Source organism: Kitasatospora sp. NPDC048286 (assembly GCF_043201735.1).
Lineage (GTDB): Bacteria > Actinomycetota > Actinomycetes > Streptomycetales > Streptomycetaceae > Kitasatospora.
The window spans coordinates 102,139-114,890 of sequence record NZ_JBICZE010000009.1 but is presented as its reverse complement, the minus strand read 5'-3'; the positions used below and the strand labels follow the sequence as shown (position 1 = coordinate 114,890).

Sequence of the window (12,752 nt, the reverse complement as noted above, 5' to 3'; positions counted from 1 at the left end):
CGGTGCGCGGCGACGGGTAGCGGTGCGCGGCGATGTGTGGCGACGGGTAGCGGTGCGCGGCGATGTGTGGCGGTGCGTGGTGGGTGGCCGCTAGCGGGCGGCCCGGGTGGAGGCCGGGCCGAGGATCAGGCTGAGGTTGTGGCCGCCGAAGGCGAAGGCGTTGCTCAGCGCGGCGCGCACCGGGCCGGGCCGGGCGGCGCCCCGGACGTGGTCCAGGTCGCAGGCCGGGTCGGGGTCGGTCAGGTTGAGCGTCGGCGGAAGCGTGCCCCGCGCCACCGCCAGGGCGGTCACCGCCGCCTCCAACGCCCCCGCGGCGCCGAGGAGGTGGCCGGTGGCGCCCTTGGTGGAGCTGACCGCGGGCGGCTGTGCGCCGAACACCGCGCGCAGCGCCGCGGTCTCGGCCGCGTCACCGAGCCTGGTGCCGGTGCCGTGGGCGTTCACGTAGTCGATGTCGCCCGGGGCCAGGCCGGCGTTGCTCAGCGCGGCGCGCATCGCGTCGGCGGCTCCGGCGCCGTCCGGGCGGGGCATGGTCGGGTGGTGGGCGTCGGTGGAGGCGCCCCAGCCGAGGACGTCCGCGTACCCGGCGGCGCCGCGGGCCTCGGCGTGCTCGGCCCGTTCCAGGACCAGGACGGCGCTGCCCTCGCCCAGCACGAAGCCGTTGCGGCGGGCGTCGAAGGGACGGCTGGCCTGCTCGGGATCGTCCCAGCCCTGCGCCAGCGCACGGGCGTTGGTGAAGGCGGCGGCGATGGTCGGATGCAACGAGGACTCGGTGCCGCCGCACACCACCACGTCGGCGTCGCCGGCCCGGATCAGCCGTAGTCCTTCGGCGATCGCCTGGGCGCCGGCCGCGCAGGCCGTCACCACGGCGGAGCTGTAGCCCCGGATGCCGTGCTTGATGGCGATCCGGGCGGCGGCCATGTTGGAGAGCATCCCGGGCAGCAGGTACGGGCTGACGCCGGGCCGGCCGCGCTCCAGCCGGCGGTGCGACTGTTGCTCGAAGGTCTCCAGCCCTCCGCCGCCGGTGGCCAGCACCACGGCGGTGCGGTGCGGATCGGCGTCCCGGCCGACGGCCAGTCCGGCGTCGGCGAGCGCGTCGTCGGCGGCGGCCAGGGCGAGCAGCACGAAGCGGTCCACGCACCGGGTCTCGGTGGGCGGCAGCACCTCCCGGCCGTCCACGGCGGGGGCGATCCCGGCGGCGGGCAGCCAGCCGTGCGCGGCGTGGCCCTCGGGGACGGCGCGCAGGCCGGAGCGGCCGGCGGTGAGCGCCTCGAACACCTCGGCGGGCTCGCGGCCGAGCGGGGAGACCAGGCCGATGCCGGTGACGACGGCGCCGTGGCCGCTGCGCCGGCTCATGCCCCCACCGCCGCGAGGTGGAGCTGCCGCAGCAGGACCTTGCGGACCTTGCCGGTCGGGCCGAGTGGGATGTCCTCGGGGGAGACGACCAGCACCCTGCGGACGGTCGCGGCGGCGGCCTCGTCCAGCGCGGCGAGGACCGCCTCGGTGCGGGCCGCCTCGGTGCGGTCCGCGGCCTCGTCGGTGTCCGCGGCTTCGTCGGCGTCCGGGGCCTCGTCGCCGTCCGTGGCTTCGTCGGCGTTCGCGGCGAGGAGCAGCAGCACGTCGGTGACCACGCGCTCGCCGTCCCGTACGGCGACCACCGTGCAGTCCAGCACGTCCGGGCAGGCGGCCAGCACCCGCTCCTCCGACATCGCGGTGAACAGCCGCTTGCCGCCGTCGAGTTCGACCGAGTCGACGGCCCGGTCCACGTGGTAGTAGTAGCCCTCCTCGTCCCGGTACATCAGGTCCCCGGTGAGGAAGCGGCCGCGCAGCCGGGTGCGGAAGGTGGTGGCCGAGTCGTTCCAGTAGCCGAGCGCCAAGGTGGGTGAGGCGGTGGCGAGTTCGCCGACCTCGCCGGGGCCGAGCGGCTCGCCGTCCGGGCCGACCACCTCGCAGTCGACGAAGGCGTGCGGCCGGCCCACGCAGCGGCCGTAGCGCTCGGTGCCGGGGCCGTGGGTGATGAAGAAGTGCGAGTGGCCCATCTCGGTGGAGCCGAGGCCGTCCACGAACTGCGAGCCGGGGAGCCGGGTGCGGCCGGCCCGGGTGACGGTCTCCCGGCTGCCGGTGGCGATCAGACGGCGGATGTGCACCTCGTGGGCGCAGTCGCCGGTGTTCCACCAGAGCGCGACGGAGGTCAGGTCGCGGGCGGCGAGGTCGTGCCGGGCGAGGTCGGCCCAGGTGGCCGCGAAGCCGACCACCCCGGTGGGCCGCCACCGCTCGACGGCCGCCAGCACGCCGCCGCCGGACTGCCGGGAGAGCAGGGCGAGTTCGGTGTGCGAGCTGAGCGCGAGGTTGAGCGCGATCAGGGTGGCCGCGTGCGGGGCGGGCAGCGCGCTGAGCATCCGGTCCTGGCCCTGCGGGCGGGGCAGCCGCAGCCGGTGGCGGATCGCCGCGTACAGGCTCGCGTGGGAGTGGACGACGGCCTTGGGCATGCCGGTGGTGCCGGAGGAGTGGGTGATCGCCACCGGGTCGCCGGACCAGTGCCGGTACGGCTCGGGGGCGGTGTCCGGGTCGCCGGAGCCGAGGGCGGCGATCTCCGGCAGCAGCGGTGCGCCGGGCTCGTGGCCGGCCAGTGCGGCCAGGTGGGCGGCGTCGGCGAGGACGCCGGCCGCGCCGAGGCGGGCGATGTAGCGGGCGGCGCGCTCACCGTCCAGGTTGGGGTTGAGCAGCGCGGGGATGGCGCCGAGCCGGGCCAGGGCGAGGAAGCAGAGCACGTGGTCGGCGGCGTCGCTCGCGTACACCACGACCGGGTCGCGGCGGGTGATGCCCAGGCGGTGCAGGGCGGCGGCGCGGGCCCGGACGGCGCGGTCCAGCTCGCGCGGGGTGAACGGCTGCCAGGCGGGGTGGTCGTCCACCGGGGTGTCGAAGCTGAGCAGCGGCACGTCCAGGTCGAGCCCGAGGGCGATCCGGGCGGTCAGGACGTTGCCGGCGCCCACGTCGGGGTCGTCCGCGAGCTGGGTGCGGAGGCTGCGGATGGTCACGGGGGTGGATCCCTCCCTCGGGGCCGGTGGACGGCCCGGGCGGCTGGTCGGGTGGCGGGGCGGGCCGCGCGGGCGCGGCGGCGGGGTCGGTCGGCCGCACCCGCGGGAGGCGCGGTCGGCCGCTCGGGCGACGGGTGTCGGGTGACGGGCGATGGGCGACGGGTGTCGGGAGCGAGGCGATGCCCGGGAGGGGCGCTGGTGTGCCGGGTGCGGCTGCGTCAGGCGCCGGGCCTCGATGGTTCCTACGGCCGGTGGTGGCCGGCGGGTTCAGTCCGAGCGGGTTCCGTGGCCGGCGGGTTCGGTCCGTGCGGGCTCCGTGGCCGGACCGGCGAGCAGGGCGGCTGCGGCCCGGTCCCCGTCGGGTGTCCGCTCGACGGCCACGGCCAGGACGAGGTCGGCGTCGCCGTCCGCGAGCAGCAGCGCGGCGAGTTCGAACGCCTCGGCCGGTACGCGGCCCGGTTCGGCCTCGGCCGGGCAGATCGCCACGACGGGGCCGGTCAGGCCCCAGCGTGCGGCGATGTGCCCGAGGACGGCGTTGGGGTTGGACTGGAAGAACAGCAGTGGGCCGGTCCGCTGTCCGGCCTCGGCGCTGCGCTCGATGGCCCGCGCGGTGTCGAGGTCGCCGCTCGCGCTGGCGAGCAGCAGGGCGGTCCGCCCGGGGGCGGGCGGCTCGCCGTGGTGGGCGCGCAGGCAGTGCTCGGCGGTGTCGGCGACGAGCGGGTTGAAGCGGGAGGCCGCGAAGCCGGGCAGCGGTGGCGGGGGGCCGTCACGGCCGGGCGCGGGGCGGCGGGCCTCGGCGAGGATCCGCAGTCCGTGGGTGTGGGCGGCAGGGGTGGTCATGGCAGGGCTGTCATCCCGGGGACAGCAGCAGCGCGGTGTTGGCGCCGCCGAAGGCGGAGTTGAGGCTGAGGGCGTACGACGGGCGGGCGGCGTGCGGGCCGTCCAGGACGAGGTGCAGCGCGAGGTCCGGGTCCGGGCCGAGCCAGCCGGCGTTGACCGGGAGCAGTCCGCTTCCCAACGCGCCTATGGTGACGGCGAGTTCGAGCAGGGCGGAGGCCTCCAGGGCGTGCCCGTGCACGGACTTGCCGGAGCTGACCGGCAGCCGGTCGGTGTGCGGGCCGAACACCCGCCGCAGGGCGTTGGCCTCGGCCCGGTCGGCGAGGGTGGAGCCGGTGCCGTTGGCGTTGACGTAGCCGACCTCGGCCGGGTCGACGCCGGCGCGGGCGAGCGCGGCCTCGATCGCCCTGGCCGGCCCGCCGCCCTCCGGCTCCGGGCGGCAGACGTGGTGGGCGTCCCCGGACCGGCCCCAGCCGGCCAGCCGGGCGAGCGCGGGCGCACCGCGCCGTTCGGCGGCCGGGGCGGCCTCGACCAGGACGGCGGCGGCCGCGTCGGCGAGCAGGGTGCCGGTGCGGCCGGCGCTGAACGGGCGCACCTCGCCGTCCCGGGCCAGTGCCCGTCCGGCGTCGAAGACCGCGAAGACGCCCGGTTCGACCAGGTGCCCGGCCGCGACCAGGACCCGCTCGTGCCGTCCGGCGGCCACCAGGGCGCCCGCGTCGGCGACGGCGGTCGAGGCGGCCACGCAGGCGCCGTTGTACACCCGGGTGACACCCGGCGCGCCCCAGCCGGAACGGACCCCGGCGGCCACCGCGTCGGCGGTCGCGCGGGTGCGCTCGTCACTGTGCAGGGCGAGCAGCACGGGCAGCCCGGCGCCCTCGGCGGCGGTCAGTCCGGCCTGCCGGCAGGCCTGGTCGATCGCGTCGAGCACGGCCCTGGCCAGCGGGAAGGTGCCGGCCGGTGGCACGGTGTCGGGGAACAGCGCGGCCCGGGTGGTGCGGCGGGCGCTCACGTCGAAGCGGGTGACGGGGCCGAACAGGGCCTTGCCGTGGGTGGCGGCCTCGGTCAGCGCGGCGAGCCCGCGCCCGGCGGCGCTGAGCACCCCGACGCCGGTGAGTACCGGGTGCCCGGCCGCCCGGCCCGGTGGGCCTGTGCCCGTGCCGGCGGGGATCACGGCCGTGCGCCCACACGGTCGGCGAGGACGGCCTCGCGCAGCAGCTCGGTGGCGTCGTCGACGGTGCGCACCGCGCCGAAGCGCTCGTCGTCCAGGTCCAGAAGGAGCTCGTAGCGTTGCTCGAACTCGGCGACGAGCCAGGTGAGTTCGAGCGAGCCGAGTTCCTCGGGCACGGTGTCGACGGCGCGCTGCCCGAACGCCGCCAGCATGGCCAGGACCTCGGCCCGGTCCGGCAGGGCGTCGGGGAGCGGGGAGCCGGTCACGCGGCGCTGCCGGAGGTGACGGAGGCGGCGGAGGTGGCGGCGAGGGCGTCGATCCGGCGGGCGACGTCGGCGGTGAACTCGTCCAGTGTCATCAGCGCGGTGGTCTCCATCTCGTCGAGGTCGAACTTGATCCCGAACTCGTCCTCGACCTGCACCGAGAGGTCGGCCAGCGCGAGCGACTCGAGGTCCAGCCCGGCCGGGCCGAGGTCGGTGTCCCCGGTGACCTCGGAGACGTCGTACTGCATCTCGGCGAGTGCCGCCAGGACGAAGGCGCGGATGCGGTCCTGCATGGTGGTGGGCTCCTTGTCGGGTGGTGCGTGTCGGGGTGGTGGTGCGGGCGGACCGGGGTGAGTCCGTGCCGTGGTGGCCGTGGTGGCCGCGGTCAGCCGGCGGCGGTCGCGCGCAGGGCGGCCGGGTCGCGCAGCAGCTTTCCGGTGGCGGTCCGGGGAAGCCGGTCCAGTCGGGCGAGCCGACGCGGCCGCTTGTAGGCGGCCAGGCGGCGGGCCAGCCCGTCCTGGACGGAGGCGAGGTCGGCCTCGGACTCGGTGGCCAGGTAGGCCTCGATCGCGCCGCCGTCGAAGACCACCACGGCCTCGCGGACCTCCGGCAGCGCGGTGAGCGTCTGCTCGACCTCGGTGAGGTCGACCTTCAGGCCGCCGATCGAGACCTGGGAGTCCAGTCGGCCCAGGACGGTGACCAGGCCGTCGGCCTCCAGCCCGGCCGCGTCCCGGGTGTGCAGCCAGCCGTCCGACCAACGGGTCGGATCGTCCGGCCCGGGGTACGGGGAGGAGGCCGCGCCGATCTGCAACTCGCCTTTCACCAGGCGGAGTTCCATGCCGTGCACGGGCTGTTTGGCGGGGTGGAGCGTACCGGAGAGGTCGGTGGCGATCACCCCGGTCTCGGTCATGCCGTACATGGTGCCGAGCGGGACGCCGTAGCGCTCGGTGAACAGCGCGGGCAGTCCCGGGCGGACGAGTTCGCCCGCCACGACCATCCGCCGCAGCCGGGGCAGCGGCGGGGGAGCGACCGCCCCCGCCAGCAGTTCGGCGTGGAAGGGCACCCCGATCACGGTGGTCGGCCGGTCGCTCGCGGCGACCTCGGCGAGGATGCCCGCCGCCGTCATCCGCTCCGGCACGGTGAGCGCGATCCGGGCGTGCAGGCTGTTGAGCAGCCCGCCGACCAGACCGAGCACGTGCACCACCGAGGAGAGCAGGACGACCCGCTCGCCCTCGCCGGGAAACTCCACGAGCCTGCGGTAGCAGTCGAGTTCGCGCAGCAGGTCGGCCGCGGTGCGGGCGATGACCTTGGCCGGACCGGTGGATCCGGAGCTGAGCTGGATCAGTGCGTGTCCGGTGTGGGCCGGGCGTCCGTCCGCCAACGGGACGGCCACCGGATCGACTTCGGAGAAGCCGCGCAGGGCCGCCGCGGACCGATGGGCGGAGCCTACCAGCACCTGCGGGGCCAGCCGCGCCACCGCCGCGTCGACCTCGTGGTCGGTCAACCGGTGGTCGAGCAGGGCGACTTGGGCGCCGAGGCGCCAGCATGCCAGCAGCACCGCGACGAACGCCACCGAGGGCGGCAGCCGCAGTGCCGCCGTCCCGCCGGGGCCTAGCCCGGCGGCCGTCAGCCGGTCGCACTGCTCCTCGACCAGGGCGCGCAGGGCGTCCCGGTCGAGCGGTGCGCCGAGGTGCAGGCACTCCTCACCGCCGGGGCCGGCCAGCAGCAGCCGGTCGACCCAGGAGTCCGGGGCGTCGGAGTGCGGCAGGAGGGCAGCCGGAGGTACGGAGGGGGAAAAGCCGGTCAACGCGGCTCCACACGAGTGAGGGGATTTGACATGACCGTCGCTGACAAGCCCGAACGGCCGATTCCGTGGCCAGACCTTGGCACAGACGTTTGGTCAAATCAAGGTCTATACCAATGCGGTTGTTGCTCCTACGCTGCCCAGCCGGGAGATGTCCGGACGCCACACGCCGTGCCCGTGCCCTGCCGGTCGGCGCCCGGCCCTCCGGCCCCCGCGCGGCCGTTGAACCGCGCCGCACCCGCACCGCGTTCTCCCACCAGGAGGTCCGACAGATGACCGAGCAGAACCGAGGATTCCCGGGCTGGGACTGGGACGACCCGGACGGGCTGGCACCGCGCCTGGACGCCTTCAGCGCGCAGGTCGCCACCTGCGACACGCTCGAAGCGCGCCCGGGCGCCCTGCCGCACACCCGCGCGGAACTCCGCGAACTCGGCATCACCGGAATCGAGTTCGCCGCCTTCAGGACCGCCCACCCGGAGGGCCTCGGCACCGACCTCGCCACCCTGCGCAGCCCCGGCACCGCCACCGAACCCGGCACCCTCTACCGGGTCGACGGAGACCGCTGGTTCACCCAGCTCGACATCGCCGAACCACTGCCCCTCGCCGACGCCAGCGTCGACTGGGTGTACGCCGAGCACCTGATCGAGCACGTCACCATGCCCGTCGCCGTCGGCTGGCTGCGCGAGGCCCGCCGGGTGCTGCGGCCCGGCGGCGTCCTGCGTCTGACCACCCCCGACCTCGCCCGCTACCTGGTCGGCTACGCCACCGGCGACGGTTTCCTCGCCAGGCACCGGCGCCGGCTGACCACCCTCGGCTTCGGCCCGCCGATGCCCGCGCGCCCCGCCTTCCTGGTCAACCAGATCTTCCGCCACTTCGGACACCAGTGGATCTACGATGTGGACGAACTGCGGCACGTCCTCACCCAGGCCGGCTTCGACCCCGACCGGATCCGCCCGTGCGCCTACCGGCAGGGCACCCGTCCGGACGTCGCCGACCTCGACACGGCCTTCCGCACCGACGAGACCGTCTACGTCGAGGCGGACCGCTGAGCCCGTCGCCTGATCCGCCGCCGAGCCCTGCGCACCGAACGGACCCGCCCATGCCCCTGCACCCCCAGGCCGAGGCGCTGCGCGCCCGGCGCGCGAGCAGCGGTGCCCCACCGCTCTACACCCTGACCCTCGCCGAGGCCCGGGCCGCCGACCTTGCGGACATCCGCGCGGCGGCCGGCGCGCCCGAGCCGGTCGCCGCCGTCGAGGAGCACCGCATCCCCGGCCCCGGCGGAGAACTCGCGCTACGGCTCTACCGCCCCGAGCCGCCCGGCCGCCGACTGCCCGCCCTGCTCTACCTGTTCGGCGGCGGCTGGACGCTCGGCTCGCCCGACACCAGCGACGCGATCTGTCGTCGGCTCACCAATGCCGCCGGCTGCGTCACCGCCTCCGTCGGCTACCGGCTCGCCCCGGAGCACCCGTTCCCCGCGGCGCTGCACGACTGCCGCGCCGCACTGCTGCAACTCGTCGAACGCGCCGCGGAGTTCGGCATCGACCCGGGCCGGCTCGCGGTCGGCGGCGACAGCGCCGGCGGCAACCTCACCGCCGCGCTCACCCTCCTGCTGCGCGCCGACGGCGGCCCCGCCCTGCGCCACCAGCTGCTGGTCTACCCCAACACCGACCACGGCGCCGACACCCCGTCGCTGCGCGAGAACGACGACCCGGCGCTGTTCAACCGCCGTTCGGTGGCCTGGTACTGGGGCCACTACCTGGCCGACGAGGGCGAGGGCGCCAGCCCGTACGCCTCCCCGCTGCGCGCCGCCACCCTGGCCGGCCTGCCGCCCGCGACCGTCCTGACCGCCGAGTACGACCCGCTGAGGGACGAGGGCGAGCAGTACGCCGAGGCGCTGCGCGCCGCCGGGGTCCCGGTGGAACTGCGCCGCTACCGGGGCATGCCGCACGGCTTCTTCGCCATGACCGGCACCCTGGACGCCGCCGCCGAGGCCCAGGACTTCGCGGCCGACCGGCTCCGGGCGGCGCTGTGGTGAAGCCCGCCCCGGACGACCTGCACGCCTCACCGGCCGATCCGCTGCCGGACGCCGTGTTCTGAAGGCGCGGAACGCCGCCGAGGGGCCCGGCTCGTCGCGAGCCGGGCCCCTCGGCGGTCCGTCAGCGCACCCGGGTGGAGAACAGCCGGGCCGACCAGTACACCGCCAGGACGGTCATCAGCACGACCACCAGCAGCCCCTGCCACACCACGCTGTCCCCGGCGTGGCCGGAGAACAGTGCGCGCATGCCCTCCACGGCCCAGTAGAAGGGGTTCCACCTGGCCGCCTGCTGCAGCCACTGCGGCGCCAGGGTGAGCGGCAGCAGCACCCCCGACAGCAGCGCGATCGGCTGCGCGATGGTGTTGACCACCGGCGACATCGCCGCGTCGGTCGGCACCATCAGCGCGATGCCGAAGGAGATCGCCGAGGTCATCAGCGCCAGCAGGCCCAGCAGCAGGTAGGCGAGCAGCAGGTTCAGCGGGCTCACCCGCAGCCCGAACGGCAGCGCGATCAGGGTGATCAGGACGGCCTGCACCAGCAGCGCCACCATCTCCCGCATCGCCCGCCCGAGCAGCAGCGCGAGGCGGCTCACCGGGGTCACCCGGGAGCGCTCGATGATGCCGGCCTTGAGCTCGCCGAGCAGGCTGAAGCCGGTGAACAGCCCGCCGAAGATGCACAGCACCGCCAACAGGCCCGGCACGTACACCTGGTAGGCGTCGGCGTAGCTGTTCGCGCCCTGCGGGGCGAGCACCTTCTTCAGCAGCGGGGCGAACAACAGGAGGTAGAACACGGGCTGGATGATGCCGACGGCGATCCAGACCGGGGTGCGGATCATGAGCAGCAGCTGGCGCTGGAAGACCAGCCAGGTGTCGCGGGCGAGCTTCACGGTCTCCCCAGGGGGTTGTGCGGGGTCGGGGTCAGGACTGCCGCAGCGAGCGGCCGGTGCGGGCCAGGAACACGTCGTCCAGGCTGGGTCGTTGGAGCTGTACGGTGCCGGGCCTCAGGCCGGCCGCGTCCAGGGCGCGCAGCAGCTGCGGGATGGCGGCGGCGCCGTCCTCCAGGTACAGCCGTAGGCCCTCGTCGCCGTTCAGCTCCAGCCGGTGCAGGTACGGCTGGGGGCGCAGCACCTCGGCCGCGCGCTCGAGGGCGGCCGCCCCGGCGTCCAGCCCGACCAGCACGACGTCGCCGGAGATCTCGCGCTTGAGCGCCTCGGGGGCGCCCTCGGTCACCACCTGGCCGTGGTCGACGATCGCGACCCGGTCGCAGAGCGCGTCGGCCTCGTCCAGGTAGTGGGTGGTGACGACCACCGTCATGCCCTCGGTGCGCAGTCGGCGGATCTCCTCCCAGACGTACGCCCGGCTCGCCGGGTCCAGGCCGACCGTGGGCTCGTCCAGGAACAGCACCCGCGGCTGGTGGATCACCCCGAGCGCGATGTCCACCCGGCGGCGCTGGCCGCCGGAGTAGCCGGCGCACGGGCGGTCGCCGAACTCGGTGAGGTCGAAGGCCTTGAGCGCGTCCGCGGCGGCCCGGACGGCCCGCGCCTTGGCCGCGCCGTACATCCGGGCCTGGAGCACCAGCTCCTCGCGGGCGCTGACGTTGTCGGTGGTGCCGCCGCCCTGGGCGACGTAGCCGATCCGGCGGCGGACCCCGGCGGGGTCGGTGAACAGGTCCGCCCCGGCGATGGTGGCCCGTCCGCCGTCCGGGCGGATCAGGGTGGCCAGCATGCGCAGGGTGGTGGTCTTCCCGGCGCCGTTGGGGCCGAGGAAGCCGTAGATCTCGCCGGCGGCGACCGACAGGTCGATGCCGCGGACGGCGTCGACGGTAGGGTTCTCGCCGCTGCGGCGGGGGGTCTTCTTGCGGTAGGACTTGCGCAGTCCCGTGGTCTCGATCAACCGGAACTCCCGTGCGGGGATGGGCTGCCACGGCGCCCGGGAAGGCGGGGCTCGGCACCTGCGGAGGGCGGTGCTGCTGCGACACCCTAGGGTCAACCCCGCCCCGGAAACAATGGCCTAGACCAATGGACGTGCGAACTCCCGGTCTGCTAGAGGCCGTCGGCGGGCCCCGCTCAGCCGAGCGCCTCCAGCCGGTTTGCCGCGGCCGCCGCACCGCCCCCGGCCAGCAGTTCCCCACCGACCTGAACCGCCCGCTCCCGGTGGTCCGTCGAATCGAGTACGGCCCGCAGCGCGTCCGCCAGCCGCTCCGGCGTGACGCGCGCGAACGGCACCCGCAGCCCGGCGCCCGCCGCCGCCACCTGGGCGGCGACGACCGGCTGGTCGTGCCGGATCGGCGCGGTGACCAGCGGCAGGCCGTGCGCCAGCGCCTCGCCGACGGTGTTCATGCCACCGTGGCAGAGCACCGCGTCCAACTCGCCGCGCGCCATCAGCTCCAGCACCGGCGCCCGGTCCACCGCCACGGCGCGGGAGGGGAGTTCGGGCAGCAGCTCGCGCGGCGCGGCGAACACCGGCTGAACGTCGCCACCGCACAGCTCCAGCGCCCGGACGGACCGGGCCAGGAAGTCCGCGCCCAGCCCGCCGGCCAGCGTGCCCATGGTGACCAGCACCCGCTGCCGGCCGGGCAGCAGCCGCTCCCACGGGAAGTCCGGATCGTGCGGCCGCGCCGACAGCACCGGCCCGACCAGCGCCTGCTCCGGCGTCGGGGCCGCGCCGGTCAGCGCCGGTCCGGTGGTCGCCAGCACCAGGGTGGGGGAGAAACGCGGGTCCCGGTACTCCTCGGCGGGCAGTGCGGCGCGCTCCCACAGCCCGCGCAACAGCCCGGTCATCCAGGCCTCGACCTGCGGCAAGGCCCGGTAGGGGCGGCCCAGTTCCATCGCCCCGGGCGCGAACGACGCCCACGGCAGGCCGTGCCGGTGGGCGACCAGCGCGCCGGCCGGGGTGTGCTGGTCGACCAGCAGGACGTCCGGCCGCCACTCCCGCACGATCGCGTCCAGCGGCCTCGCGGTGAACCGCGCGTACGGGACGATGAAGCCCTCCCAGAGCGAGCGCAGCGCGGCGAGCCCGTGTCCGCCCTGGGCCCGGAACGCCCGGGTCCCGGTGCCGAAGACCAGGGCCCGCGGGCCGAGCAGTGGGCGCAGCGCCGACTCGGTGCCGGTCCAGGCGACCTGGTGGCCGCGCGCGGTCAGCTCGGCGGCGATGCCCGCGGCCGGGTTGACGTGGCCGGTCAACGGCGGCACCACCAGCAGGAACCGGGTCATCGGGCGCACTCCTCGGGGATCAGTCGCTGCACGTCGCCGACGGTCAGGGCCTCCAGGGCGGCCAGGTCCAGTCCGGCGCGCAGGGCGGCCAGGTCGGCCGCCGGGCCGAAGCGCCCGCGCAGCCGATCGGCGAGTTCGGCGAGTTCGCCCTCGTCCAGCAGCAGGTCGCCGTCCAGTCGGGCGTCCGGCGTGACCTGCCGAGTCCAGCCGGGCGGCGCGCCGGCCACCTCGACCAGCAGGGACACCAGCGCCGGACTCAACGGGCTTGCGGGGGTGGACGGTTCAGGATTCGACATGAGAGATCTCCCACCTGCTCGACGGCACGGGGATGAACGCGGCCGTACCGGAGCGCAGTTGGCGGCTTCCGGGGAACGGCGGCGACGGAGAAGGGCCCGAGAT

13 protein-coding genes are annotated in these 12,752 nt (G+C 75.7%); 2 read left to right on the top strand and 11 right to left on the bottom strand.

Annotated elements, in window-relative coordinates:
• Positions 1-90: 90 nt before the first annotated feature.
• The 7 genes from ACGF13_RS22615 to ACGF13_RS22585 all read right to left on the bottom strand — a co-directional run bounded on the left by ACGF13_RS22615 (position 91) and on the right by ACGF13_RS22585 (position 7,110).
• Complete coding sequence (locus tag ACGF13_RS22615; RefSeq protein ID WP_392877826.1) at positions 91-1,353, bottom strand: beta-ketoacyl-[acyl-carrier-protein] synthase family protein; 1,263 nt, start codon at positions 1,351-1,353, stop codon at positions 91-93.
• The gene (locus tag ACGF13_RS22610; RefSeq protein ID WP_392877824.1) at positions 1,350-3,035 is read right to left on the bottom strand and encodes a class I adenylate-forming enzyme family protein; all 1,686 of its coding nucleotides are present in this window, start codon (positions 3,033-3,035) and stop codon (positions 1,350-1,352) included. The genes ACGF13_RS22615 and ACGF13_RS22610 overlap by 4 nt, the downstream gene beginning before the upstream one ends.
• Before the next feature lie 267 nt (positions 3,036-3,302).
• Positions 3,303-3,875, bottom strand: a complete 573-nt coding sequence (locus tag ACGF13_RS22605; protein WP_392877822.1) for a beta-ketoacyl synthase N-terminal-like domain-containing protein — start codon at positions 3,873-3,875, stop codon at positions 3,303-3,305.
• Between the two features lie 10 nt (positions 3,876-3,885).
• Positions 3,886-4,971 (bottom strand): beta-ketoacyl synthase N-terminal-like domain-containing protein, encoded by a 1,086-nt coding sequence (locus tag ACGF13_RS22600; RefSeq protein ID WP_392877820.1) that lies wholly within the window; start codon positions 4,969-4,971, stop codon positions 3,886-3,888.
• A 68-nt stretch (positions 4,972-5,039) separates the two neighbouring features.
• Complete coding sequence (locus tag ACGF13_RS22595; RefSeq protein ID WP_392877818.1) at positions 5,040-5,306, bottom strand: acyl carrier protein; 267 nt, start codon at positions 5,304-5,306, stop codon at positions 5,040-5,042.
• Positions 5,303-5,596 carry a phosphopantetheine-binding protein gene (locus ACGF13_RS22590; protein ID WP_392877816.1) on the bottom strand — a complete coding sequence of 98 codons (294 nt, stop codon included), beginning with the start codon at positions 5,594-5,596 and terminating at the stop codon, positions 5,303-5,305. The genes ACGF13_RS22595 and ACGF13_RS22590 overlap by 4 nt, the downstream gene beginning before the upstream one ends.
• Before the next feature lie 92 nt (positions 5,597-5,688).
• The gene (locus ACGF13_RS22585; protein ID WP_392877814.1) at positions 5,689-7,110 is read right to left on the bottom strand and encodes a class I adenylate-forming enzyme family protein; all 1,422 of its coding nucleotides are present in this window, start codon (positions 7,108-7,110) and stop codon (positions 5,689-5,691) included.
• 269 nt (positions 7,111-7,379) lie between these two features.
• Between ACGF13_RS22585 and ACGF13_RS22580 the strand changes: the two genes are divergently transcribed.
• Both ACGF13_RS22580 and ACGF13_RS22575 read left to right on the top strand, forming a co-directional pair.
• A complete protein-coding gene (locus ACGF13_RS22580; protein ID WP_392877812.1) occupies positions 7,380-8,156 on the top strand; it encodes a class I SAM-dependent methyltransferase in 777 nt (258 codons plus the stop codon).
• Positions 8,063-9,142: an alpha/beta hydrolase gene (locus ACGF13_RS22575; RefSeq protein WP_392877811.1), complete on the top strand. Its 1,080-nt coding sequence runs from the start codon at positions 8,063-8,065 to the stop codon at positions 9,140-9,142. The genes ACGF13_RS22580 and ACGF13_RS22575 overlap by 94 nt, the downstream gene beginning before the upstream one ends.
• 121 nt (positions 9,143-9,263) lie before the next feature.
• Here the strand turns inward: ACGF13_RS22575 and ACGF13_RS22570 are convergent, their stop codons facing one another.
• From ACGF13_RS22570 to ACGF13_RS22555, 4 genes are all read right to left on the bottom strand, one after another.
• Entirely contained in the window at positions 9,264-10,028 is a 765-nt protein-coding gene (locus ACGF13_RS22570; RefSeq protein ID WP_392877809.1) for an ABC transporter permease, read from the bottom strand.
• Between the two features lie 31 nt (positions 10,029-10,059).
• On the bottom strand, positions 10,060-11,034 hold the full coding sequence (locus ACGF13_RS22565) for an ATP-binding cassette domain-containing protein (RefSeq protein WP_392877807.1): 975 nt from the start codon (positions 11,032-11,034) through the stop codon (positions 10,060-10,062).
• 173 nt (positions 11,035-11,207) lie between these two features.
• Positions 11,208-12,353, bottom strand: a complete 1,146-nt coding sequence (locus ACGF13_RS22560; protein WP_392877805.1) for a glycosyltransferase — start codon at positions 12,351-12,353, stop codon at positions 11,208-11,210.
• The gene (locus ACGF13_RS22555) at positions 12,350-12,649 is read right to left on the bottom strand and encodes a hypothetical protein (protein ID WP_392877803.1); all 300 of its coding nucleotides are present in this window, start codon (positions 12,647-12,649) and stop codon (positions 12,350-12,352) included. The genes ACGF13_RS22560 and ACGF13_RS22555 overlap by 4 nt, the downstream gene beginning before the upstream one ends.
• Between the last annotated feature and the right edge of the window lie 103 nt (positions 12,650-12,752).